Annotated in this window: 19 protein-coding genes; 16 read left to right on the top strand and 3 right to left on the bottom strand. The window is 64.0% G+C overall.

Annotated features, from left to right (window positions below; translation table 11 throughout):
• The 9 genes from nuoF to nuoN are packed head-to-tail and all read left to right on the top strand — an operon-like array spanning position 1 to position 11,825.
• Positions 1-1,302, top strand: coding sequence for an NADH-quinone oxidoreductase subunit NuoF (gene nuoF, locus J2X62_RS19930; RefSeq protein WP_032407073.1), 1,302 nt, complete (start codon positions 1-3; stop codon positions 1,300-1,302).
• Positions 1,299-3,938, top strand: coding sequence for an NADH-quinone oxidoreductase subunit G (locus J2X62_RS19925; protein WP_310182822.1), 2,640 nt, complete (start codon positions 1,299-1,301; stop codon positions 3,936-3,938). The genes nuoF and J2X62_RS19925 overlap by 4 nt, the downstream gene beginning before the upstream one ends.
• A gap of 26 nt (positions 3,939-3,964) precedes the next feature.
• Positions 3,965-5,245, top strand: coding sequence for an NADH-quinone oxidoreductase subunit NuoH (nuoH, locus tag J2X62_RS19920; RefSeq protein WP_032391636.1), 1,281 nt, complete (start codon positions 3,965-3,967; stop codon positions 5,243-5,245).
• Positions 5,238-5,783: an NADH-quinone oxidoreductase subunit NuoI gene (gene nuoI / locus J2X62_RS19915; protein WP_032372587.1), complete on the top strand. Its 546-nt coding sequence runs from the start codon at positions 5,238-5,240 to the stop codon at positions 5,781-5,783. Before nuoH ends, nuoI begins: the two co-directional genes overlap by 8 nt.
• Positions 5,780-6,547 (top strand): NADH-quinone oxidoreductase subunit J, encoded by a 768-nt coding sequence (locus tag J2X62_RS19910; RefSeq protein ID WP_032400594.1) that lies wholly within the window; start codon positions 5,780-5,782, stop codon positions 6,545-6,547. Before nuoI ends, J2X62_RS19910 begins: the two co-directional genes overlap by 4 nt.
• Positions 6,544-6,843, top strand: coding sequence for an NADH-quinone oxidoreductase subunit NuoK (gene nuoK, locus J2X62_RS19905; protein ID WP_032383367.1), 300 nt, complete (start codon positions 6,544-6,546; stop codon positions 6,841-6,843). The genes J2X62_RS19910 and nuoK overlap by 4 nt, the downstream gene beginning before the upstream one ends.
• A 16-nt stretch (positions 6,844-6,859) precedes the next feature.
• Positions 6,860-8,731 (top strand): NADH-quinone oxidoreductase subunit L, encoded by a 1,872-nt coding sequence (gene nuoL / locus J2X62_RS19900; RefSeq protein WP_310182817.1) that lies wholly within the window; start codon positions 6,860-6,862, stop codon positions 8,729-8,731.
• Positions 8,728-10,266, top strand: a complete 1,539-nt coding sequence (locus J2X62_RS19895; protein WP_310182814.1) for an NADH-quinone oxidoreductase subunit M — start codon at positions 8,728-8,730, stop codon at positions 10,264-10,266. Before nuoL ends, J2X62_RS19895 begins: the two co-directional genes overlap by 4 nt.
• The gene (nuoN, locus tag J2X62_RS19890) at positions 10,263-11,825 is read left to right on the top strand and encodes an NADH-quinone oxidoreductase subunit NuoN (protein WP_310182812.1); all 1,563 of its coding nucleotides are present in this window, start codon (positions 10,263-10,265) and stop codon (positions 11,823-11,825) included. Before J2X62_RS19895 ends, nuoN begins: the two co-directional genes overlap by 4 nt.
• Before the next feature lie 11 nt (positions 11,826-11,836).
• Here the strand turns inward: nuoN and J2X62_RS19885 are convergent, their stop codons facing one another.
• Positions 11,837-12,316, bottom strand: coding sequence for a DUF4188 domain-containing protein (locus tag J2X62_RS19885; RefSeq protein WP_032370831.1), 480 nt, complete (start codon positions 12,314-12,316; stop codon positions 11,837-11,839).
• An 81-nt stretch (positions 12,317-12,397) separates the two neighbouring features.
• Here J2X62_RS19885 and J2X62_RS19880 point away from each other — a divergent pair, with 81 nt between their 5' ends.
• The gene (locus J2X62_RS19880; protein ID WP_310182809.1) at positions 12,398-12,991 is read left to right on the top strand and encodes a TetR/AcrR family transcriptional regulator; all 594 of its coding nucleotides are present in this window, start codon (positions 12,398-12,400) and stop codon (positions 12,989-12,991) included.
• On the opposite strand, the gene J2X62_RS19875 is transcribed toward J2X62_RS19880, so the two are convergent.
• Together J2X62_RS19875 and J2X62_RS19870 are read right to left on the bottom strand one after the other, a co-directional pair.
• Positions 12,985-13,908 carry a YdcF family protein gene (locus tag J2X62_RS19875; RefSeq protein WP_310182806.1) on the bottom strand — a complete coding sequence of 308 codons (924 nt, stop codon included), beginning with the start codon at positions 13,906-13,908 and terminating at the stop codon, positions 12,985-12,987. The genes J2X62_RS19880 and J2X62_RS19875 overlap by 7 nt on opposite strands.
• A 127-nt stretch (positions 13,909-14,035) precedes the next feature.
• Positions 14,036-14,290: a hypothetical protein gene (locus tag J2X62_RS19870; protein WP_032400632.1), complete on the bottom strand. Its 255-nt coding sequence runs from the start codon at positions 14,288-14,290 to the stop codon at positions 14,036-14,038.
• Positions 14,291-14,397: 107 nt separating this feature from the next.
• On the opposite strand from J2X62_RS19870, the gene J2X62_RS19865 reads away from it, so the two are divergent.
• Genes J2X62_RS19865 through J2X62_RS19840 form a run of 6 tightly spaced genes read left to right on the top strand, consistent with a single transcriptional unit; the run spans position 14,398 to position 24,227 of the window.
• Positions 14,398-14,913 carry a DinB family protein gene (locus tag J2X62_RS19865; RefSeq protein ID WP_310182802.1) on the top strand — a complete coding sequence of 172 codons (516 nt, stop codon included), beginning with the start codon at positions 14,398-14,400 and terminating at the stop codon, positions 14,911-14,913.
• Between the two features lie 49 nt (positions 14,914-14,962).
• Positions 14,963-16,489 (top strand): aldehyde dehydrogenase family protein, encoded by a 1,527-nt coding sequence (locus J2X62_RS19860; protein WP_045841814.1) that lies wholly within the window; start codon positions 14,963-14,965, stop codon positions 16,487-16,489.
• Between the two features lie 24 nt (positions 16,490-16,513).
• Entirely contained in the window at positions 16,514-18,025 is a 1,512-nt protein-coding gene (locus tag J2X62_RS19855; protein WP_310182797.1) for an amino acid permease, read from the top strand.
• 12 nt (positions 18,026-18,037) lie between these two features.
• The gene (locus J2X62_RS19850) at positions 18,038-19,585 is read left to right on the top strand and encodes a GMC family oxidoreductase (RefSeq protein WP_045841812.1); all 1,548 of its coding nucleotides are present in this window, start codon (positions 18,038-18,040) and stop codon (positions 19,583-19,585) included.
• Positions 19,575-21,524 carry a putative nucleotidyltransferase substrate binding domain-containing protein gene (locus J2X62_RS19845; RefSeq protein ID WP_045841811.1) on the top strand — a complete coding sequence of 650 codons (1,950 nt, stop codon included), beginning with the start codon at positions 19,575-19,577 and terminating at the stop codon, positions 21,522-21,524. The genes J2X62_RS19850 and J2X62_RS19845 overlap by 11 nt, the downstream gene beginning before the upstream one ends.
• A 24-nt stretch (positions 21,525-21,548) precedes the next feature.
• A complete protein-coding gene (locus J2X62_RS19840) occupies positions 21,549-24,227 on the top strand; it encodes an MGH1-like glycoside hydrolase domain-containing protein (protein WP_310182793.1) in 2,679 nt (892 codons plus the stop codon).
• The last annotated feature ends 137 nt before the right edge of the window (positions 24,228-24,364 follow it).

Genomic DNA, 24,364 nt, shown 5'->3' with positions numbered 1-24,364 from the left:
ATGGCCCTGACGCCGGTGTTGAGCGAGTTCTGGGACGAAAAGGATTCCTGGACGCTCGACGTCTACCGCAGCCACGACGGATACCGCGGGCTCGAGAAGGCCCTCGCGATGGACCCCGACGACCTCATCGCCTTCGTCAAGGAATCCGGATTACGCGGTCGCGGCGGCGCAGGATTTCCGACCGGAACGAAGTGGAGCTTCATCCCGCAGAACGACGGTAAAGAGCATTATCTGGTGGTCAATGCCGACGAGTCCGAGCCGGGTACCTGCAAGGACATGCCCCTGCTGATGGCGAGCCCGCACACGCTGGTCGAAGGAATAGTGATCGCCGCGTACGCAATTCGCGCATCCCATGCATTCGTGTACGTCCGCGGCGAGGTAGTGCCGGTGCTACGCAGGCTGCAGGCTGCGGTCGCCGAGGCCTACGCGGCGGGCTATCTGGGAAAGGGTGTTCTCGGAACGAAATTCGACTTGGAGTTGGTGATCCACGCCGGAGCCGGCGCGTACATCTGCGGCGAGGAAACAGCCCTCCTCGACTCGTTGGAAGGTCGGCGCGGACAACCTCGGCTGCGGCCACCGTTCCCCGCAGTGGCGGGCCTCTACGCACGCCCGACTGTGGTGAACAACGTCGAATCGATCGCCAGCGTTCCAGTGATCCTGCGCAAGGGAATCGAGTGGTTCCGATCGATGGGTAGCGAGAAGTCACCCGGCTTCACGCTGTACTCCATCTCGGGCCACGTCTGCCGTCCAGGCCAGTACGAGGCACCGTTGGGGATCACGCTGCGGGAGTTGCTCGGCTACGCGGGCGGGATCAGACCGGGACACGAACTGAAGTTCTGGACGCCGGGAGGATCCTCGACGCCGATGTTCACCGGCGAGCATCTCGATGTCCCACTCGACTACGAGGGCGTCGGTGCCGCCGGATCGATGCTGGGCACCAAGGCCTTGCAAATATTCGACGAGACGACCTGCGTGGTGCGAGCGGTGCTGCGCTGGACCGAGTTCTACGCACACGAATCCTGCGGCAAATGCACACCGTGCCGGGAAGGCACGTACTGGCTAGTACAAATCCTGCGCCGCCTCGACGGTGGAACCGGCACCGAGGCCGACCTCACAACCTTGCTCGACATCGCCGACGGCATCGCCGGAAAGTCCTTCTGCGCGTTGGGGGACGGTGCCGCCAGCCCGATCGTGTCTTCGCTGAAGTACTTCCGTGACGAATACATCCGTCACGTCACCGAGCAGGGATGCCCATTCGATCCACACCGATCGACCCTGATGGCAGAGGAGCTGACGTCATGACTGCAGCAGCACATGGTCGCTCCGCAGGCTCCACTCCTGCATCCCCGGGTCGTTCCGCAGGCTCCACTCCTGCCAATCCCGATCAGTCGGTCACCCGAGTAGAGATGGTGACACTGACCATCGACGACCACGAGATCAGTGTTCCCAAGGGCACGTTGGTGATCCGCGCGGCCGAGTTGATGGGCGTACAGATTCCGCGATTCTGCGATCATCCGCTGCTCGATCCGGTGGGTGCCTGCCGCCAATGTCTGGTCGATGTCGAGGGGCAACGCAAGCCGTTGGCGTCCTGTACGACGACCGTGGCCGAGGGCATGGTGGTGCGCACTCAGGTGACGTCGGAGGTCGCGGGCAAAGCGCAACGTGGCGTCATGGAATTGCTGCTGATCAATCATCCTCTCGATTGCCCGGTGTGCGACAAGGGCGGTGAGTGTCCACTGCAGAATCAGGCGATGGCCGCGGGTCGCACCGAGTCCAGGTTCACCGAGACCAAACGTACGTATCCCAAACCGATTCCGTTGTCGGCCGAGGTTCTGCTCGATCGCGAACGCTGTGTCCTGTGCGCTCGATGTACTCGCTTCGCGGCGCAGGTTGCCGGTGATCCATCCATCGAGCTGCTCGAACGCGGTGCCGTGCAACAGGTCGGCATCTTCGGCACCGAGCCGTTCGACTCCTACTTCTCGGGAAACACCGTCCAGATCTGCCCCGTGGGTGCACTGACGAACACCGAGTATCGGTTCCGAGCGCGCCCGTACGATCTGACGTCCTCGCCGAGCGTGTGCGAACACTGCGCAGGAGGCTGTGCGCAACGCACGGATCATCGTCGTGGCAAGGTCCTCCGCCGGTTGGCTGGTGACGATCCCCAGGTCAACGAAGAGTGGAACTGCGACAAGGGCCGGTGGGCATTCAAGTACGCCAGCGAGCCGGACCGCATCGGCGCACCGATGGTCAGAGACGAATCGGGGGCTCTGGTCGAGACGTCCTGGTCGGCTGCATTGGCGGCGGCGGCAACGGGACTGGCTGCGTCGATCGGGAACGCTGCGGTACTCGTGGGCGGAAGATCGACTGTCGAAGACTCCTACGCATACGCCAAGTTCGCGCGAACAGTGCTGCACACCAACGACATCGACTTCCGCAACCGTGCTCACAGCGCCGAGGAAGCGGAGTTCCTGGCCGGTCGTATAGCGGCGACGGGGCTGGGCGTGACCTACTCGGATCTCGAAAACGCTCCTGTGGTGTTGATGGTGGGGTTCGAGCCGGAAGAAGAGTCACCGCTGATGTTCCTCAGGTTGCGCAAGGCGCGCCGGACGCGCGGCGTGGTCGTGGCGTCGATCGCACCCTGGGCCAGCCGCGGTCTGCGCAAGCTCGACGGGGTGCTCCTGCAGTCGATTCCCGGCGAGGAACCACAGTGGCTCGACGCACTGCACGTCGGTGACCGGGGTACCGAATCGATCGCCCAGCTCCTCCGGAGCCCGGGAGCGATCGTGCTCGTGGGCGAGCGGCTCGGTTCCGTTCCCGGTGCATTGTCCGCAGCGTCGAAGTTGGCCGACGACACCGGAGCGAACCTGGCATGGATTCCGCGACGGGCAGGAGAGCGCGGTGCCCTCGACGCAGGCGCGTTGCCGAACCTGCTGCCGGGCGGGCGGCCCGTCGCCGACGCCGCCGCCCGCGCCGAGGTGGCAGCCGTGTGGGGAGTGACAGAACTGCCTACGGACGCGGGCCGAGATACCGCGGCGATACTGGCGGATACCGGGCCTGACCGCGCCCTGATCACCGCAGGGATCGACCCGGACGATCTGCCCGATCCGCAGGGTGCGCTCGACGCGGTGGACCGATCGGGATTCGTGGTCAGCCTGGAACTACGCCACAGCGCCGTCACCGAGCGGGCCGACGTGGTGTTTCCGGTGGCACCGGTGGTCGACAAGCCCGGAACCTTCGTCGACTGGGAGGGCAGGCCTCGCACGTTCGACACCGCACTCGGTGCCGGCGCAGTATTACCCGACCAACGCGTTCTCGACGCCATTGCCGCGCAGATGGGAGTCGAACTGTCGCTACCCGACGCGGCGGCGGCGCGCGGCGAGCTGGCACGGCTGGGAGCCTGGAGCGGATCACGGATTCCTGTGGCCCGAGTGGCACCACGGCGAGATATGCCGACGCTCTCCATCGGCCAGGCAATTCTGGCCACCTGGCGAATGCTCATCGATTCGGGACGGATGCAGGACGGCGAGGACAATCTCGCGCAGACCGGCCGGGCACCCGTGATCAGGCTGTCCGAGACGACGGCGTCGAGCATCGAAGCGTCGTCCGGCGACCTGGTCAGGGTCGAGACGGGCCGGGGCTCGATCACGTTGCCACTGAAAGTCACCGATCTACCCGACAACGTGGTGTGGGTGCCGATGAACTCACCGGGGTCTTCGGTGTACGGCTCACTCGGCGCGGAGTCGGGTGCGGTGGTGAGGATTCGCAGGGATCAGCCCGCGGAGCGACCCGAGGGTGCAAGAGTGGAGCCTGCGGAACGACCCGGGGGTGCGGGAGTGGAGCCTGCGGAGCGACCCGAGGGTGCAGGAGTGGAGCCTGCGGAACGACCCGGGGGTGCGGGAGTGGAGCCTGCGGAACGACCCGGGGGTGGTGCATCGTGATTGTCGCAGCGCCGACCGATCTGTCGATGTTCGGCACCGACCCGTGGTGGCTGGTGGTCGGCAAGGCCCTGGCGGTCTTCGTTTTTCTTGTGCTCACACCGCTCGTGGCCATCTATGCCGAGCGCAAGATCATGGCGTGGATGCAGATGCGCGTCGGGCCCAATCGGGTGGGTCCGTGGGGACTGTTGCAGTCTCTGATGGACGGGATCAAGCTCGCTCTGAAAGAGGGAATCACTCCGACCGGCGTCGACAAGCCGATTTACATTCTGGCTCCGATCATTTCGGTGGTCCCTGCCTTCATGGCCTTCGCGGTGATTCCGTTCGGTCCCGAGGTGTCGGTGTTCGGCACTACGACTCCGCTTCAGATGACCGACCTGCCGGTGGGGGTTCTGTACATCCTCGCGGTCACCTCGGTGGGTGTGTACGGGATCGTCCTGGCCGGTTGGGCGTCGAGTTCGACGTATCCGTTGCTGGGTGCACTACGTTCGACGGCTCAGGTCATTTCCTACGAGGTTGCGATGGGGCTTTCGTTCGCTGCGGTGTTTCTGTACGCGGGCACCATGTCGACGTCCGGAATCGTTGGTGCGCAACAGAACACCTGGTACGTGTTCCTGTTGTTGCCGTCGTTTCTGGTGTACGTGACGGCGATGGTGGGTGAAACCAACCGCGCGCCGTTCGACTTGCCCGAGGCCGAGGGGGAGTTGGTGGGCGGGTTCCACACCGAATATTCCTCCTTGCGTTTCGCGATGTTCATGCTTGCCGAGTACATCAACATGGTCACGGTGTCGGCGCTCGCGACCACGTTGTTCCTGGGTGGCTGGCGGGCTCCGATTCCGTTGAGTCTGTGGAGCGGTGCCAATTCCGGGTGGTGGCCGGTGCTGTGGTTCGTCGCCAAGGTGTGGGTGTTCCTGTTCGTCTTCATCTGGTTGCGGTCGACGTTGCCGCGGTTGCGTTACGACCAGTTCATGAACTTCGGCTGGAAGATCCTCATTCCCGTCGCTCTGATCTGGGTAATGGTGATCGCGACGGTGCGGGTACTGGGGGCCGGGCGATACGACGTACCTCTGGTCACGTTCGTGGTGTCGACGATCTTTGCAGTCGCCGTCCTGGGTTCGCTGCTGCTCCTACTGCGCCGCCGCGCGCGCACACGAAACCTGCCGCCTGCTGCACCCGTCGCACCGTTCGACGCTGCGGCGGGCGGGTTTCCCGTACCTCCCATTCCGAAGCAGGGCACGAACATCGCGAGCCGGCACGCCGGCGCACGGTCCACCGTGGCCGCGTCCCAGAAGGAGAACGCCGATGCCTGAATTCCTCGGTCCTATAGCAGGTTTCGGTGTCACCTTCGCCACCATGTTCAAAAAGCCCGAAACCGAGCTGTATCCGGAGGAGAAGAAGCCGACCGAGGTGCGTTATCACGGCCGCCATCAGCTCAACAGGTACGCCGACGGGCTCGAGAAGTGCATCGGTTGCGAACTCTGTGCGTGGGCCTGCCCGGCCGACGCGATCTATGTCGAAGGTGCCGACAACACCGAGACCGAGCGATTCTCGCCGGGCGAGCGATACGGCGGGGTCTACCAGATCAACTATCTTCGGTGCATCGGCTGCGGACTGTGTGTGGAGGCCTGTCCCACACGGGCTCTGACGATGACCAACGAATACGAACTGGCCGGTGACAACAGAGCCGACCTGATCTACGAGAAGGATTCGCTGCTGGCACCGCTGGAGCCGGACATGGTGCCGCCGCCGCACGCGATGGCACCGGGGTGTTCGGCAGAGGACTACTACCGCGGTGCCGTCACCGGTGCCGAGAGCGAGGCCGACACCGATCGAGGGCCGGTTCGATGACTGCCACCGTTCAGCTCGCGCTCGAGGCAACCTCCACCGGCGAGGCCGTGCAGTTCTGGACCCTCGGTGTCGTTGCGGTCATCGGTGCACTGGGTGTGGTGATGAGCACGAAGGCCGTCTACTCGGCACTGTTCCTCGCGGCCACCATGGTCGTTCTCGCTACCTTCTACATGGCCCAAGGGGCCCTGTTTCTCGGTGTCGTGCAGATCGTCGTCTACACCGGCGCGGTCATGATGCTGTTTCTGTTCGTCCTGATGCTCGTCGGGGTCGACACCTCGGAGTCGTTGACCGAGACACTGCGCGGGCACCGTATCGCGGCCGTCGTCATCGGAATCGGCTTCGGGCTGTTGATCATCGGGGTGCTGCTGCGCGACTCGGCCCGCGCCGGGCGACTCGATTTCGCCGGACTCGACGCGGCCAACTCCACCGGAAACGTAGAAGGCCTGGCCGAACTGATCTTCGTCGAGTACGTCTGGGCGTTCGAGCTGACCGGCGCGCTGTTGATCACGGCCACCATCGGGGCGATGATTCTGGCGCACCGGGAGGCTCTGGGACCGGTGAAGGGTCAGCGTGAGATGTCGCAGGACCGGTTCCGTGACGGCTCCAGGGTGACGCCGCTGCCGAGCCCCGGTGTGTTCGCTCGTCACAACGGCGTCGATCGACGGGCTCTGCTCCCGGACGGAAGCGAGTCGGACTCGTCCGTCAACGCACTGTTCGCCGATCGAGGCATCGAGTACAAGGTGGACGGGGGTGACGTGCGATGAATCCAGAGAACTACCTCTACCTGTCGGTTCTGCTGTTCACGATCGGCGCGGCGGGAGTCATCGTCAGGCGCAACGCCATCATCGTGTTCATGTGCATCGAATTGATGCTCAACGCAGTCAATCTCGCGTTCGTCACGTTCTCTCGCATGCACGGCAATCTCGACGGCCAGTTGTTCGCGTTCTTCACCATGGTGGTCGCTGCAGCCGAGGTGGTGGTGGGCCTGGCGATCATCATGGCCATCTTCCGTTCTCGTCGCTCGATCTCGATGGACGAGAACAATCTGATGAAGAACTGACGGGGGAGCAGAAGCGATGTCGATCCTGTGGCTTCTCCCGGCTCTGCCGGCGTTCGGTGCGGCCGTCCTTCTGCTCGGTGGCCGGCGCTGCAACTCGTGGGGCCACCTTCTCGCGACGGCCGCCGCGGTGTCCTCGTTCGTCGTTGCGGCGCTGGTGTTCTCGTCGATGCTCGGACGGGACGAGTCGGACAGAACACTCACTCACACGCTGTTCCGCTGGGTGCCCGTCGACGAATTGCAGGTCGATTTCGGCATCCGTGCCGATCAACTCTCGATCTGTTTCGTCCTGTTGATCACCGGGGTCGGATCACTCATTCACGTGTACTCGATCGGGTACATGAGCCATGACCCGGAGCGGCGACGCTTCTTCGCGTACCTCAATCTGTTTCTCGCAGCCATGCTGCTGCTGGTGCTGGCAGACAATTTCCTCGGCCTCTATCTGGGGTGGGAGGGTGTCGGTCTGGCGTCGTACTTGCTCATCGGATTCTGGCAACACAAGCCATCGGCAGCGACGGCTGCTCGAAAAGCGTTCGTGGTCAACCGCGTCGGCGATATCGGCTTGGCCATCGCCCTGATGATCATGTTCGTGAACTTCGGGTCTGTGCAGTACGACGTGGTGTTCGCGGGAATCGGGAACGCGGGTGATTCGGTGGCGACCGCCATGGCACTGATGTTGCTGCTGGCGGCCTGCGGAAAGTCGGCCCAGGTGCCGCTGCAGTCGTGGCTCGGCGACGCGATGGAGGGCCCGACGCCGGTCTCCGCACTCATCCACGCGGCGACGATGGTCACCGCCGGGGTGTATCTCATCGTCCGATCCGGACCGGTGTTCGAGGCCTCGCCGGTGGCGCGGGCGGCGACCGTCACGGTCGGCGCGGTGACGTTGCTGTTCGGTGCCGTCATCGGTTGTGCGAAAGACGACATCAAGAAGGCGCTCGCCGCCTCGACGATGAGTCAGATCGGGTACATGGTGCTCGCGGCCGGACTCGGCCCGTCCGGTTATGCCTTCGCCATCGTGCTGCTGCTGTCGCACGGATTCTTCAAGGCAGGCCTGTTCCTGGGGGCCGGCTCGGTGATGCACGCGATGAACGACGAGACCGACATGCGACGGTTCGGCGGGCTCCGTGCCGCGATGCCGATCACGTTCGTCACGTTCGGTCTCGGCTACCTCGCCATCATCGGAGTTCCGCCGTTCTCCGGTTTCTTCGCCAAGGATCCGATCATCGAGATTGCGTTCGCGGCCGGGGGAGCGGCAGGTGTGGTGCTGGGCTGCGTCACGTTGCTCGGTGCGGGCTTGACGGCCTTCTACATGACTCGGGTGATGCTGATGACGTTCTTCGGCCCGAAACGCTGGGCGGCGCACGCACATCCGCACGAAGCGTCGGCGACGATGACAGCCCCCATGATTCTGTTGGCCGTCGGCTCGGTGGCATCGGGTGCCTTCCTTGCGGTGGGTGGACGCCTCGAGACGTGGCTGGAACCGGTGGTGGGATCGGCGCACGAAGAACACGCGATACCTGCCTGGGTCGTGACGGTCGCAGTTCTGGCGGTGGTACTCGTGGGTGCAGGCGTCGCGTACCAGAAGTACATCGCTCGTGACGTTCCCCCGACTCCACCCGAGGACGTATCGGTGCTGACCAGAGCCGCACGCGCTGACCTGTACGGCGACGCCTTCAACGAGGCAGCATTCATGCGGCCCGGTCAAAAGCTCACGAACACAATGGTATTCGCCGACAAGGCGGGTATCGACGCGGTCGTGGACGGGGTGGGGAGATCGATCGGCGGAGTGTCCACTCGATCGAGGCGGCTGCAGACCGGATTCGTACGGTCCTATGCGTTGGCGATGTTCGCGGGGGCAGTTCTCGTCGTGCTGATGGTGGTGGTCCTGTGACGTTCCCCTGGCTGACCGTCCTGTGGGTTCTGCCGATTCTCGGCGCGATTGTCGTCGCCCTGGTCCCGGCCGATCGACCGACGATCGCACGCAGCGTCGCCGTGGGCTTCGCCGCCGGCACACTCGCGGTGTCGGTGGTACTCGCCGTGGCATTCGACTCCGGTGGCGATCGCTACCAGTTCCTCGAAGACCATTCGTGGATAGCGGCATTCGGTGCGCGCTACACGCTCGGCCTCGACGGAATAGGCCTCGTGCTGGTGTTGCTCACCACCGTTCTGACCCCATTGCTCCTCGTCGCGGGCTGGCACGACGGCAGCCGTGTGGCGAACTACGGATCGCGCCGGGTCTCGCACACCTACATGGCGTTGATCCTGGTGGTCGAGTCCATGGTGCTCGTCTCGTTCCTCGCGTTGGACGTATTGCTGTTCTACATCTTCTTCGAGGCGATGTTGATTCCGATGTACTTCCTCATCGGTGGTTTCGGTGGTACCGAGCGCACGCGTGCCGCGGTGAAGTTCCTGCTGTACAACCTGTTCGGTGGCCTGGTGATGCTGGCTGCCGTCATCGGGTTGTACGTCGTCACGGCCAGGCCCGACGGCCCGTTCGACGGCGGGACGTTCGATTTACGCGCGATCGCGGATGCGGCGTCATCGGGGGGACTCGGTGTGGATCCGATGGTTCTGAACGCGCTGTTCCTCGGCTTCATGTTCGCGTTCGCGATCAAGGCACCGCTGTGGCCGTTTCACACGTGGCTACCCGACGCTGCAGTGCAGTCCACCCCGGCGACTGCAGTGCTGATGATGTCGGTGGTGGACAAGGTCGGCACCTTCGCCATGCTGCGCTTCTGCCTCGAGCTGTTTCCCGGTTCGTCGCAGACGTTCGCCCCGTGGATCATCACGCTCGCGGTGATCGGAATCGTGTACGGCGCGATACTGGCGATCGGTCAGACCGACATGATGAGACTCATTGCCTACACCTCGATTTCGCACTTCGGGTTCATCATCCTCGGCATCTTCGCGATGACCGGTCAGAGTCAGGCCGGTGCCACGCTATACATGGTCAACCATGGAATCTCCACCGCCGCATTGTTCTTGATCGCAGGCTTTCTCGTGTCCCGTCGTGGTTCACGCGCGATCGCCGACTACGGCGGCGTCCAGAAGGTCGCGCCGGTGCTCGCCGGAACGTTTCTGGTCTCTGGTCTGGCCACGCTCTCGCTACCCGGTCTTGCCCCGTTCATCAGCGAATTCTTGGTGCTGATCGGCACATTCGGTCGCTACGGCGTCGCCGCAATCGTGGCCACCGGTGCGCTCGTGCTGTCGGCGATCTACATTCTCTGGCTCTACCAACGGGTGATGACGGGGCCCGTCCGAGAGGGCAGCGACAAGATCTCCGATCTCGTTCCCCGTGAGGCGTTGGTGGTGGTCCCGTTGCTCGCGCTGCTGATCGTGTTCGGGGTGTACCCGAAACCGGCACTCGACATCATCACTCCGGCAGTGCAATCCACGATCGTCGACAGTGCAGGAGGTCAACGATGACCACTCCCGAAGTGCAGTACGGTCTGCTGTCGCCCATGTTGATCGTCTTCGGTGTCGCGGTTCTCGGGGTTCTCGTCGAGGCGTTCGTACCGCTACGTGCTCGTCGCGCAACCCACGTGGGTCTCGCTCTGGCAGGGCTGGTCGGCGCCCTCGCGGCAGTGCTCGGCCTGGCCGGCACCGAGGCAGCCGCGATGAACGGGGCCGTCGCGATCGACGGACCGACTCTGTTCCTGCAGGGAACCATTGTGCTCGTGGCAATTCCGGCCATCGCACTGTTGGCGGAGCGCACCGTCGCCGTCACCGGGGCTGGGGCCGAGCGCCGCATCGACTCGTTCACTCCGCAGGCCTCGACCACGCCGGGCAGCGTGGCAGAGAAGCAGGCCATCGATGCAGGCGTCGCCCAGACCGAGGTCTTTCCACTGGCGATGTTCGCGATCGGCGGCATGCTGCTCTTTCCGGCGTCCACGGATCTGCTGACGATGTTCGTGGCGTTGGAAGTGCTGTCGCTGCCGCTGTATCTGCTGTGCGGTCTGGCGAGACGACGACGACTGCTCTCTCAGGAAGCAGCCCTCAAATACTTTCTGCTGGGCGCGTTCTCGTCTGCGTTCTTCCTGTTCGGAGTCGCGTTCCTCTACGGCTACGCCGGGACGGTCCGATTGGACGGCATCGCCGACGCCATCACGGCAGACGGTCAGGGCAGATCACTCGCACTGATCGGAACCGCCTTGCTTGCGGTGGGTCTGCTGTTCAAAGTCGGCGCCGTGCCTTTCCATTCGTGGATTCCCGACGTCTACCAGGGTGCCCCCACTCCGGTGACGGCGCTGATGGCCACCGTGACCAAGGTGGCGGCCTTCGGTGCGATTCTGCGAATCTTCGGAATGGCGCTGCCCGGTCTCGAGTCGAGTTGGCGTCCGATGTTGTGGGTGATCGCCATCGCGACGATGGTGCTCGGTTCGGTTGTCGCGGTGACGCAGACCGACGTCAAACGGATGCTGGCCTACTCGTCCGTGGCGCACACCGGGTTCATCCTCACCGGAGTGACTGCGCTGGGTAGTTCGGGTGATGTACGTGATTCGGGGGTGTCGGCCACGATGTTCTACCTGCTTGCCTATGCCTTCAGCACGCTGGGTGGATTCGCCGTCATCGGTCTGGCCCGAGACGAACGCGGTGAGGTGAGCGACCTGGAGCGATGGGCGGGTATCGGTCGCCGCTCGCCGCTCGTCGCCGCTGTGTTCGGCTTGTTCCTGCTTTCGTTCGCCGGGATCCCGCTCACCAGTGGGTTCATCGGTAAGTTCGCGGTGTTCAGCGCAGCCTCGGGTGCGGGGGGAGCCGCACTGGTCGCGGTCGGAGTGGTGTGCAGTGCGATTGCAGCATTCTTCTACGTGCGCGTGATCGTGCTGATGTTCTTCACCGAACCCAGCGAACGGACCGCCACGGTGGTGCGTCCTACCGCGCCGGTGGCCTGTGCGATCGGGGTGTCGGTGATCGTCACCGTGGCACTGGGAGTCTTTCCTCAGCCCGTTCTCGATATCGCCGCGCGGGCCGGGAACTTCCTCTAGCTCGTACAGGCCTACTTAGCGGACTTCATTCGCTGCTTCCACGTGTGCGAGCCGGTGCCCACGGGGATTCCACCGATGGCTCCCGCGAGGCCGAATGTCGGCATGTTGACGTAGATCGCTTCACTGTCCTGGGCTGTCGCGGTATAGGTTTCGTGCCATACGCCGACATGGCCGGTCGCAGCGACCGATCGGTTGAAGGCACGCCATGCGGGGGCATGTGGTGCGTCGGGATCGGAGGCGAATCGCGTCAGGTCTTCCGCGTTGCGCCAGTAACTGACGAGCATGGTGGTGCGGCCCAACCACGAGTGGTAGCCGAGCAGTCCGGAGGTGGGATCCTGCTCGAGGTGGCTGAGCATCCGCGGCATCGCGCGCGCGGCGGGAAGCCAGGAGCGAACGGCAAGGGGATTGTTGATGCGCATTCCGATGAGGAAGACCGTGACGGTGTCGCGGTCGGATTCGACCGTGGTGCGGCCGTCGATGATGGATTGCATGACGTGTTCCCGTCTGTTCGTTTCGGGGCCGAGCGCATGGCGTGACACTGTTATAAAACACTGTTGTGATAGATTTCGCAAGTGGCGAGACCCAGAATTCACGATGCCGAACTGCGCACCCGGCTACTCGAAGCCGCAGCGGAAACCGTTGCGCGCCATGGCGTCGACTCGTTGTCGTTGCGTAAACTCGCGGCCGCGCAGGGCACCTCGACCACGGCCATCTACTCGCTGTTCGGCGGTCGAGCGGAGCTGCTGGTGGCTCTGTTCGGCGCGTCGTTCTCGAGTTTCGGTGACGCGCAACGCAGCGTTCCTGTCACCGGGGAATCCGAGGTCGACCTGCGCGAACTGGCATTTGCGTACCGCCGCTGGGCCATGGCCAACCCACACCTCTACGCAGTGATGTTCGGCGGAGTGCTCGGTTCGGTCGACGTATCCGATCAGGCACACCTCGCGGCCGCCGCGATGGATCCGCTTCGGGCGGCGGTGGCGAGCGCCGTCGAGGCAGGCGCGATGAGCGGCGCGTCGGTGGACGTGATCAGCCACTCGTTCTGGGCGATCGTGCACGGTCTGGTGTCGCTCGAGTTGTCGATACCCGGGATGGCCGACGACGAGGATCGTCGGGTGATGTTCGACGCCGGGGCGGCGTCTGTGCTGCGCGGGTGGATGCGTCAGTAGGTGCGCGGTATCCCGATGATCTTGGTGGCGTCGACGGTCATGCCCAACCGTGCTCTCGGAGCGAGCGCGGGCAGGGCCGGAAGATCGTCGGGGGTGGATGTGGCGGCACCGATCACGTCGGCGCCAGCGATCTCGAAGTCGGAGATCGCTCGCCGAAGATGGCTGGGAGTTGTTGCGAGCACCAGATTCACAGCACCGATCTCAGTAGCCAGTGGGGTGGCGCGCTGCGCATTCTGCACCGTCGAATTCGCAGTGGACTCGGCGTGAATGCGGTCGGCCGCAATCTCGTTGTCGATCAGCCACTTCTTCATCGCTTCGGCTTCGGTGACGCCGCGCTGCGGATTTCCACCGGTGACGATGATGGGTGATTCGGGGGAACGCTCGGCGACCGCGGCAGCGGATTTCAAGCGCTGCACCAATTCCGGTGCCATACTGCCGTCGTCGTTCAGGCCCAGGCCGAGCACCACGATTGCCGTCCTCACGCCATCGGTCGCAGGCGCGAAGTCGATCGCCTCCGTCGCCGCCTCGTCGATGACTTCGATAGCCCGATCCACCGCATCGGCAAGCGGGGGAGACAGGGCGCGCAGGCGGGCCGAGTGCTGCGCTCGCGCGTCGGCATCATCGGTTGCGTTGGCGTAGAACGTCTGCAGTGCTGCGACATTGGCATCGTTCGGTGCGGCGGTGGCAACCGCGTCCAGTGCGGCGAAACCGGCCTCGTAGCGACCCTTGACCAGAGCATTCTGCGCATCGTTGTACTGCTGCGCGTCGGCCGAACGTACTGCGTCGGCAATCGTTGGGGTCGAGATCGGCGCAGCGGGCTCGGCCGTCGCCGAACTGGATCCCATGGCGAGCCCGAACACGGCGACACAGGAGACCACGGCAACGCGAATCGACGGTTGTTGTCGGCCGGATCGCATTGTCGGCTGCCCTCCTGAACGATGACGGGTTTTCGTCACCCTAGCTCAGTTCGGTGCCAGTGTGGCTGGTGTGATCCGAGTTGCTCGAGTTACAGGAATGTACTTCGGTGTCGGCTGAACTCGATCGTCACATCGTGACCGGAGCGCGTCCGCGGTCGGCTGGTTCGATGGTCACCTCGGCGTCGGGAAGGAAAACTCGCTCGGTCGTGGTGGTTCCGTCGACGCCATCGGTGACCGTCACCGCCACGTTCTCGGCAACCTGCCCAGCGCTTTCGATGAACCCGGTCGCGACACCCTTCTCGATGAGGAGATGATCACCCACCAACAGAAGAAGCTCATCCGCCGTCACCGTTCGCCTGCCGCCCACATCTTCGATTGTCATGAATCCCACCGTAGTGTGAATTGTCCGAATGGGTTGTTGCTGGGGCTTCGCACTCTGTTTCGGGCGGGTCGTTCGGCAGGAGCCACTTCGTGCTCGACAATCGCAGTATGAGCTTCACCGCGCCCACGCCCGATCCCGTCGACGGTCCGCTCGTCGGTGACGACAGACCCATTCTCGAAGGAATGCTGCGTTGGCATCGAGCCACGTTGTCGAACATCTGTGCCGGTGCCGATGCCGAACAGCTTGCGCAACGCCCCTTCTCGCACTCGACGCTCTCCCTCCTCGGACTCGTCCGGCACCTCGCGAAGGTCGAACGCATCTGGTTTCGAGAGCGATTGGCGTCGATGTCGTTCGACCCGATGTACGACGCTGCGTTGGGTAAGGATTCCGACTTCCTGGGCGCGACGGCATCGAGTGCAGAGTCGGACTTCGCGCGATTCGCTGCCGAGTGCGAGGCCTCGGACGTGGTCGCTGCCCAATACTCGTTCGAGGATCCGGTCGACTGTCGCGGCGGGCCGATGTCATTGAGGATGGTCTACGTGCACATGATCAGTGAATATGCGCGGTACAACGGGCACGCGGACATCATCCGCGAACAGATCGATGGAGTCACCGGCCGCTGAGGCATACCGTAGACACACCAACAGGCCCCCACACGGAAGAAGGTGTCGAGTGACCGACTCCGATGCAGGATTCGACCCGAGCTCACTGCGGCCGTCGTTGTTCATCGACGGGCAATGGCAGGGAGCCGGTGACGGAGGGACCCGCGACATCGTCGATCCGTCCAACGGCAGTGTGGTGGCCGTCGTCGACGAGGCGACACCCGACGATGCCCTGGCTGCCGTTGCCGCGGCTCGGGCTGCGTTCGACGATGGGCCGTGGCGCAGGGTGACGGTGGGTGAGCGCAGTGATCTGCTCAATCGCATCGCAGACTTGCTCCAACGGGACAAGGCGAAGTTGGCGCACATCGAGACCCTCGATACCGGAAAGACGTTCGGCGAGAGTGAAATCGATATCGACGACGTCACGTCGGTGTTCCGCTTCTATGCCGATCTCGCTGTGGTGCAGGCAGATCGACTGATCGACGTCGACCGTCCGGAAATTCTGAGCCGAGTGGTGCACGAGCCCATCGGTGTCTGCGTGATGATCGCACCCTGGAACTACCCGCTGTTGCAGATCTCGTGGAAAATCGCCCCCGCCTTGGCTGCTGGGTGCACCATGGTGCTCAAACCCAGCGAGGTGACGCCACTGAGTACCATCGCGTTCACCAAGCTCGTGGAAGAAGCGGGAGTGCCTGCCGGTGTGGTCAACCTGCTGCAGGGCAGCGGCGCGACGCTCGGAGATGCGCTCACCAGGAACCGCGACGTCGACTTCATCTCCTTCACCGGCGGACTCGCCACCGGCAGGCACATTCTCGCCGCGGCCGCGGAGAACGTCACGAAGGTGGCGGTGGAACTCGGGGGAAAGAATCCACACATCGTCTTCGCCGACGCGGTGGCCGACGAGCAGTCGTTCGCCGATTCGGTCGACAACGTACTGACCGGAGTGTTTCTGCATTCCGGTCAGGTGTGTTCGGCCGGTACCCGACTGATCATCGAGGAATCGGTGGCCGACCGGTTCGTGGCCGCCGTGGCAGAGCGTGCGCAGACCATCGTGATGGGGCCGGGTATGGACCCGGCCAGCGAGACCGGACCGCTGGTGTCGCAGGCGCAGCGCGAGAAGATCGAAAGCTTCGTGGCGACGGGTATCGAGGAGGGGGCCACCTTGGTCATAGGAGGTACCAAGCCGGACGATCCGTCCTTGAGCAAAGGTAGCTATTTCCTGCCCACCATCTTCGATCACTGCGATCGGTCGATGAATATCGTGCAAGACGAGACGTTCGGGCCCATACTCACTGTGGAGCGATTCGACACCGAGGCCGAGGCGCTTCTACTGGGTAACGATACGAATTACGGTCTCGCCGCGGGTGTTCGGACGTCCGACGCCGCGCGAGGCGAAAGAATGGTGCGTGGGCTTCGTCATGGAACGGTGTGGCTCAACGACTTCGGTGTCTACACGGCGGCCGCGGAATGGGGCGGCTTCAAGCAGTCCGGGAACGGCCGCGAACTCGGACCGTCCGGTATGTCCGAATATCAAGAAGCGAAGCATATTTGGCACAACACCTCTCCTACCGCGGCGGGGTGGTTCGGTACCCGATAGAGCACGATGGGAAAGGCCACAGGCATGGCAATACTGAACGACAATTCGAGCGGAATGGACGATTTCGGTTACAAGGAATCGCTCGATCGAAGTCTCGGCAAATTCGCCAGCTTCGCCGCAGGCGTCAGCTACATCTCGATTCTCACCGGTACCTTCCAACTGTTCTACTTCGGTTTAGGCACCGCCGGACCGGCATACCTGTGGTCGTGGCCTGCGGTCTTCGTCGGTCAGCTCTGCGTGGCACTGTGCTTCATGGAGTTGGCCGCGAAGTATCCGGTGGCGGGATCGGTGTACAACTGGGCGAAGCTGTTGGGCCGCAGGATCGTCGGTTGGTCGGCGGGCTGGTTGATGCTCACGGCATCGATCGTGACACTGGCCGCCGTTGCCCTCGCTCTGCAGCTGAATCTGCCACGCATCTGGAGCGGATTTCAGATCATCGGTGACGGCTCGGGAGCCACCGACTTCGCGGCCAATGCAGTGCTGCTCGGTGCGATTCTGATCGCCATCACCACCACGATCAACGCGCTGGGCGTTCGACTGATGGCGATGATCAACAGTGCGGGTGTGTTCATCGAACTCATCGCGGCCGTGCTCATCGCGATCTTGCTCGCGGCCAACATCACTCGAGGACCCGAGGTGTTCTTCTCCACCAACGGCTACGGTGCCGGTGAGAGCGGCGGCTACCTCGGTGCTTTCCTGGTGGCGTCGCTGGCGTCGGGATACGTCATGTACGGATTCGACACCGCGAGCTCGCTCGGGGAGGAAACCGTCGAACCTCGGCGCACCGCCCCCAAAGCGATCTTTCGCGCCATCCTCGCGTCGTTCGTCATCGGTGGAGCCATCCTGGTGTTCGCCGTCATGGCCGCGCCGGACCTGAACGATCCTTCCCTCGGCAGCCCCGACGGCAGCCTGCAATCCATCGTCGAATCGGTGATGTGGGGCCCGCTCGGCACCGTCTTCCTCATCTGCATCGTCATTGCGGTCTTCGTCTGCTCACTGGCAGTACACACCGCGGCGATCCGGCTCACGTTCGCCATGGCGCGAGACAACGCGTTGCCCTTCGGTGAGAGTCTGGCCAAGGTCAATCCCAAGACCCAGACCCCGGTGGTGCCCGCGGTGACCATCGGCGTGCTGGCCATCGTGATCCTCGTCGTCAACATCGGTCAGCCGCAGATCTTCACGGTCCTCACCTCGATCGCGATCATCATGATCTATCTCGCGTATCTGATGGTCACCGGACCACTGTTGGTCAAGCGCATCAAAGGCGAGTGGCCGCCGGAGGATCTCAAACCCGGCGGATACTTCACGATGGGCAAGTTCGGCCTGCCGGTCAACATTGCGGCGGTGGTGTGGGGTGCCGGGATGGCGCTCAACCTCGCCTGGCCGCGCGAGGCCGTGTACGGAACCCCCTGGTACAACACGTTCGGTGCGTTCGTCTACATCGGCGGCATCCTGGGCGTAGGCCTGCTGTGGTACGCACTCAAGGGGCGCAAGCACATCGGCACTCTGAAATCACATGCCTCCACGGGCAACTAGAAGGAGCGTGCAGTGACAGACACCCAGTTCGATTACGTCGTCGCAGGAGGTGGCACGGCGGGGTGCGTCCTGGCCGCGCGGCTGAGCGAAGATCCTTCTGTGAGCGTCTGCCTCGTCGAGGCAGGTCCCACCGACATCGGCGACAAAGCGATCCTGGAACTCGTCGAGTGGATGCATCTGCTCGACTCCGGCTACGACTGGGACTACCCCGTCGAGCCGCAGGAACGTGGCAACAGCTTCATGCGGCATGCGCGTGCGAAAGTGCTCGGCGGTTGCTCTTCGCACAACTCCTGCATCGCTTTTCATCCGCCGGCCGAAACTCTCGACGATTGGGCCGCGGCCGGCGCGACGGGCTGGGGCGCGTCGGACATCCTTCCTTTCGTTGCGCGCGTGGAGAACAACGACACCGGCCGCGGTCACGACGGACCCGTGCGGATACGCGACGTGCCGCCGCACGATCCCTGCGGTGCGGCAGTGCTCGAATCGGCCGCCGGAATAGGCCTTCCGACAGTCGCATTCAATCGCGGGACGCCGGTACTCAACGGCGCGGGTTGGTTTCAGATCAATGCGGGTGAGGACGGGTCGCGTATGTCGACGTCCCATGCCTACCTGCATCCGATCATCGGCTCGCGGCCGAACCTGGAGGTGCGCACCGACTGCTGGATCAGCGAGATCCTGATCGACGAGTCGCTGACTGCGACGGGTGTGCGGTACCAACGCCCCGACCTGACCGGTTACGACACCGTGTCCGCGCGACGCGAAGTGATCGTCACCGCCGGTGCCATCGACACTCCGAAGTTGTTGATGCTCTCCGGAATCGGACCGGCGGCACAGCTGCAGGAGATGGGAATCACCGTTCGGGTCGATTCACCGGGAGTGGGAGAGAACCTCGACGACCACGTCGAGGGGCTGGTGTTCTGGGAGGCGAGCAAGCCCATGGTCACCACGTCCTCGCAGTGGTGGGAGATCGGCGTGTTCGCGCAGACCGACTCGTCGCTGAACTACCCGGACATCATGATGCACTACGGCAGCGTGCCGTTCGACATGAACACTCTCCGATGGGGTTATCCGACCACCGACAACGGGTTCTGTTTGACGCCCAACGTCACCCAGGGTCGTTCTAGGGGAACTGTTCGGTTGCGCAGCAGGGACTTTCGCGATCGCGCAAAGGTGGATCCGCGCTATTTCACCGACCCCGACGGCCACGACGACGCGGTGATGCTCGCCGGTCTGAAGCTGGCGCGCGCTATCGCCGCAGACGGTCCACTCGCGGGTTGGATCGAACGCGAACTCGCACCCGGGCCCGATGCCGTCACCGACGATGATCTGCTCGACTATGTGCACAAGACCCACAACACGGTCTATCACCCGGCAGGTACGGCGCGGATGGGATCGGTGGACGACACCATGGCCGTGCTCGATCCCGAGTTGCGCGTCAAGGGCATCTCGAACCTGCGCGTGGTCGACGCGTCGGCGATGCCGAAGCTGCCGTATGTCAATCCCAACATCACGGTCATGACCATGGCGGAAAAGTGCGCCGACCTGATCCGTGGCGGATAGATCGGAGCTTGCCGACTTCCTCGGCGCGCACCCACCGTTCCAAGGCGCGTCACCTGCGGTACTGACCGACATCGCCGGAGCAGCCGTCGAACTCGACTATGCCAGTGGCGCATGGGTTGTGGGCCCGACATCGAAGCTCGATGTGGCCGACACCGTGTGGGTGGTGCGTACCGGTCGAGTGGTGATCGTGCACTCCGACGACACCTCGCCCGCCGCCCTACCGATCGACACCATCGGTCCGGGCGGGGTCTTCGGTTTCTCGGCGTTGCTTGTCGGCGGGACGGTCGAATTCTGTGCGCGCGCAACCGAGCCGAGTACCGTTCTTCGGTTGCCCGGAGAGCTGATTCGACCGCTGTTCGCAACGCCGACCGGGCTGGCGTTTCTGGCCGACGCCGTCACCTCGGCCAGCACGCATCGAGGTGGGGCGGCCGAGGGTAGTGCCGGCCGCGCTGTCGGCGAACTGCTCTCGGCCCCACCGGTGTTCGTCTCCGTCGGCACCTCCGTCCGAGACGCAGTTCGGCACATGACCGAACAGGGCAGCTCGTACGTCCTGGTTCCGCTGCGAGGTTCGCGCTACGGAATATTCACCGACCGTGACCTCAGGGTGCGGGTGGTCGCCGCGGGAATCGGCGTCGACACCCCGGTCGAGCACGTCATGACGTCGCCCACAGAGACGGTCACCGCGGACCGGTTGGCCGGCACCGTCCTGATGGACATGCTCGAGCTGGGACTGCGGCACATGCCCGTCGTGTCCAGCCGAGGCGAGGTTCTCGGCGTCGTCGAGGACTCCGATCTGCATGCCGCGTCCACGCGTCGCAGCTTCGTGGTTCGTCGCGCGGTGACCTCGGCAACGACATCGGCCGAACTCGCCGACGCAGGAAGGCTCGTTCCGGGATTGGTGGCGGACCTGTTCCGGGGTGGGACCGACGCCCTGGCCGTCAGCGCGATTCTGTCCGTCGTGGTCGACAGCCTCGTTCGCCGAGCCGTGGAGATCGAATGGGCGGCGCGGCCCGAAGTGCCGCGACACAACTTCGCCTGGATCACCCTGGGCAGCGTCGCCCGACGGGAGGCGATGCCCTCCTCGGACGTCGACAGCGCTCTGACTTGGTCGGATACCACCGCCGACCCCTACGTGCGTGGACGATCGAACTCGGTGCCGAGAACTCGCGACGAAGTGCTGATGGGCCTGGCCGCTCGGGTACACGCGAGCCTCGACGGTGCCGGGTTGCCGTCCGACACCAACGGTGCGGTTGCGAGCTCGCCGAGATTCGCACGCTCGGCCGGGCAATGGGAAAGTGCCGCGGCCCACTGGCTCAGCAACCCTTTCGGCGATCGTGGCAAAGCAGGAACCTCTGGTCGTTCCGCAGGCTCCACTCCGGCTGGGGACTCCGGCCTCATCATGTCCTCGCTGATGATCGACGGCAGGGTGGTGTGGGGCCCGCGGGAGTTGAACACCGTTCCCGAGGCCTATCGCCGACTGCTGGTGGACAACCCCGATGCTCTGCGACTGCAACTCAGAGATGCCCTCGCCGGACGGGCCAGGCTGCGTTCGCTGCGAGACGTGCTGGCGCGGCGCGGCGGTACGTTCGACCTCAAGGCCCATGCACTGACTCCCATCGTCAATCTCGCTCGGTGGGGTGGACTGTCGGTGGGAATGGCCTCGGCCTCGACACCGGCGCGTCTGGCGGCCGCGTCGGGCAACGGGATGCTCTCCGAACGGGACGTCACCACGTTGACCGAGGTGTTCGCGTTGCTTCAACGGCTGCGGCTGTCACACCAGATCGATCAGATGACGGCAGGCCATCGGCCCGGTGATGTGCTGATCATGGCCGATCTCTCACCGCTCGAGCGCAGTCTGCTCACCGACGGCATCCGAGAGATCGCCGCGGTGCAACGCCGAGTCGGGTACCTCGCCGCCAATGTCGGCGTGCATCGCTGACCGGGAAGCACCAGACTGTGTGCCGTGACCACCAATCCCGTGAGCGTTCCCACCCCGTCCACCGTCGAACACAACCGTTTGGCGGAGTCACCAGGGGTCAGCGGGCCATGGCGTCAGTGGGGCCCGTATCTGGCGGGACGGCAGTGGGGCACGGTGCGCGAGGACTACTCCGAGGACGGAAACGCGTGGGCGTCGTTTCCGTTCGATCAGGCGCACAAGCGTGCCTACCGCTGGGGTGAGGACGGAATCGGTGGAATCTGCGATCGATTCGGTTTCCTGAATTTCGCGTTCGCCCTGTGGAATCGCAAGGATCCGATTCTGAAGGAACGACTCTTCGGGTTGGCCAACGAGGAGGGAAATCACGGCGAGGACGTCAAGGAGTATTTCTGGGCGATCGACGGCACTCCGACGCACAGTTGGATGCAGTGGCTCTACCGCTACCCGCATGCGGAGTATCCGTACGCGCACCTGCGCGAGGAGAGTGCCCGACGCGGCCGAGACGACCGCGAATACGAACTGGCCGATACCGGGATCCTGGACGAGAACCGGTTCTTCGACGTTCAGGTCACGTATGCGAAAGCGTCGCCCGACGACATCTGCATCACGATCTCCATCACCAATCACGGACCCGAGGCGGCATCGGTCGATCTGCTGCCGCAACTGTGGCTGCGCAACACCTGGTCGTGGGGGCGCGACGATCGCGGCGGATCGCTCACCCAGCTGACCCGACCGGAACTGCTGGCCGGCGGCCTCGAGGGCGTTGCCGCCGATCACGGCTTTCTCGGTCGGTACTACCTCAGCGCCGAAGGTACGCCGGCGGTCCTGTTCTGCGACAACGAAACCAACGCCGAGGCCCTGTGGGGGCAGGAGAACATCTCCCCATATCCCAAGGACGGCATCGGCCGACATGTCGTCGACGGCGAACAGGGTGCGGTGAACCCCGAGCAGACCGGAACGAAGGCTGCATTCTGGTATAGATTCGACGACATCGCCTCGGGTGCAACCGAATCGGTGCGACTGCGCTTGTCGCCCCATCGGCCGGACGAGCAGACGTTCGGTGCGGGATTCGACGCGGTCACCGGTGACCGTCGTGCGGAGGCGGACGAGTTCTACGGCGCAGTGATCGGTGCGGACCTCACCGATGCCGATCGACACGTGGCGCGGCGGGCATATGCGGGGCTGTTGTGGACCAAGCAGCTCTACCGCTACGACGTCGAGCAGTGGATCGAGGGCGACAAGGTGGGAGCCCCGGCGCCGCACTCGCGTCAGGACCCCAAGGGCCGTAACGCCCATTGGCGTCACCTCGCACTGGCCGATGTGATTTCGATGCCCGACGAGTGGGAATATCCGTGGTTCGCCGCCTGGGACTTGGCCTTTCACGCTATTCCTCTCGCACATGTGGACCCGGACTTCGCTAAGGAGCAGTTGGTCCTGATGTGCAGGGAATGGGCCATGCATCCCAACGGCCAACTGCCGGCCTACGAGTGGGAGTTCGGCGACGTCAACCCCCCGGTCCACGCCTGGGCGGCCTGGCACGTCTATCGGATCGACGGGTACCGGGATCGCGAGTTCCTGGTCCGGGTGTTCACGAAGTTGCTGCTCAACTTCGCGTGGTGGGTCAATCGCAAGGATTCGGAGGGGTCGAACATCTTCGAGGGCGGGTTCCTCGGTATGGACAACATCGGATTGTTCAATCGCTCCGCTCCGCTGCCGCCCGGTTTCCGTCTGGAACAGTCCGACGCCACGAGTTGGATGGCGTTCTACTGCCAGCAGATGTTCAAGATCGCACTCGAGCTCGCGCGCCACGACAGCGCCTGGGACGACGTCGCGACCAAGTTCTTCTCGCACTTCCTCTCGATCGCGAAGGCGGTCAACTCGTTCGGTTCGCAGCACATTTCGCTGTGGCACGAGGAAGACGGATTCTTCTACGACGTCCTCGTCCAACCAGAGGGCGACGCGGTACCGATGCGAGTGCGATCCATGGTCGGTCTGCTTCCCATTCTCGGGGCCACGGAAATTCCGCCCTGGGTCGAGGCGGAGTGCCCGGACCTCGCGGCGCGGCTGCGGTGGGTTCAGCACCGTCGGCCGGAAATGGTCTCACCGCTGCTGGCGCGTCGGGAAGGCAATGAGGTGCGCCTTCTGCTCACCCTCGTGCAGCCCGAACGTCTCAAGCGGATCCTCTCTCGCATGTTCGACTCGGAAGAGTTCTTGTCGGAGTTCGGTATTCGTTCCTTGTCGGCTTCGTACCGCGAGCCGGTCACGTTCGACGTCGACGGTCGAAGCCTGTCCATCGAGTACGAGCCGGGGGAGTCACGGACCGGAATGTTCGGGGGCAACTCCAATTGGCGAGGGCCGGTGTGGTTCCCGGTGAACGTGCTGTTGGCGGACAAGCTGCGCGCCTACGGGCGCTACTACGGCGACTCGTTCACCATCGAAATTCCCACCGGCTCGGGAAACCATCGCACTCTCACCGATGCCGCAGACTTGATCGACAACGGCTTGGCAGGACTGTTCCGTCCTGTCGACGGCAAGCGGCCTGCCGACGGTCGGCGGATCGAATCGAGTTCCGATCCACTGTGGAGTGAGCACCCGACCTTCAACGAGTACTTCGACGGAGACACCGGCGAGGGACTCGGAGCAACACACCAAACCGGCTGGACGGCGTTGGTTGCGCACCTGCTCAGGCCACGTCTGCCGCTGTGATGGCCTGCGGCCCATGTGAGTGGAACTTCGTAGTGGGCTACGGACGGGTTCACGTGGTCGTCGCAACGAGCAGTCGTTTGTTGTACTCCTCGAGTGGAGTATCCCATCCCAGGGTTTTTCTGGGGCGGTTGTTCAGT

Origin of the sequence: Rhodococcus sp. 3258 (assembly GCF_031456475.1) — a bacterium.
GTDB classification, from domain to species: Bacteria; Actinomycetota; Actinomycetes; order Mycobacteriales; family Mycobacteriaceae; genus Rhodococcoides; species Rhodococcoides fascians.
The sequence above is the reverse complement of the archived record's forward strand: the minus strand, read 5'-3'. Positions and strand labels throughout refer to the sequence as shown.

What these genes read in the sequence shown, in the direction of transcription:
- nuoF (WP_032407073.1), top strand. Translation starts at nt 1, where the DNA reads ATGGCCCTGACGCCGGTGTTGAGCGAGTTCTGGGACGAAAAGGATTCC.
- J2X62_RS19925 (WP_310182822.1), top strand. Translation starts at nt 1,299, where the DNA reads ATGACTGCAGCAGCACATGGTCGCTCCGCAGGCTCCACTCCTGCATCC.
- nuoH (WP_032391636.1), top strand. Translation starts at nt 3,965, where the DNA reads ATGTTCGGCACCGACCCGTGGTGGCTGGTGGTCGGCAAGGCCCTGGCG.
- nuoI (WP_032372587.1), top strand. Translation starts at nt 5,238, where the DNA reads ATGCCTGAATTCCTCGGTCCTATAGCAGGTTTCGGTGTCACCTTCGCC.
- J2X62_RS19910 (WP_032400594.1), top strand. Translation starts at nt 5,780, where the DNA reads ATGACTGCCACCGTTCAGCTCGCGCTCGAGGCAACCTCCACCGGCGAG.
- nuoK (WP_032383367.1), top strand. Translation starts at nt 6,544, where the DNA reads ATGAATCCAGAGAACTACCTCTACCTGTCGGTTCTGCTGTTCACGATC.
- nuoL (WP_310182817.1), top strand. Translation starts at nt 6,860, where the DNA reads ATGTCGATCCTGTGGCTTCTCCCGGCTCTGCCGGCGTTCGGTGCGGCC.
- nuoN (WP_310182812.1), top strand. Translation starts at nt 10,263, where the DNA reads ATGACCACTCCCGAAGTGCAGTACGGTCTGCTGTCGCCCATGTTGATC.
- J2X62_RS19885 (WP_032370831.1), bottom strand. Translation starts at nt 12,316, where the DNA reads ATGCAATCCATCATCGACGGCCGCACCACGGTCGAATCCGACCGCGAC.
- J2X62_RS19875 (WP_310182806.1), bottom strand. Translation starts at nt 13,908, where the DNA reads ATGCGATCCGGCCGACAACAACCGTCGATTCGCGTTGCCGTGGTCTCC.
- J2X62_RS19870 (WP_032400632.1), bottom strand. Translation starts at nt 14,290, where the DNA reads ATGACAATCGAAGATGTGGGCGGCAGGCGAACGGTGACGGCGGATGAG.
- J2X62_RS19865 (WP_310182802.1), top strand. Translation starts at nt 14,398, where the DNA reads ATGAGCTTCACCGCGCCCACGCCCGATCCCGTCGACGGTCCGCTCGTC.
- J2X62_RS19855 (WP_310182797.1), top strand. Translation starts at nt 16,514, where the DNA reads ATGGCAATACTGAACGACAATTCGAGCGGAATGGACGATTTCGGTTAC.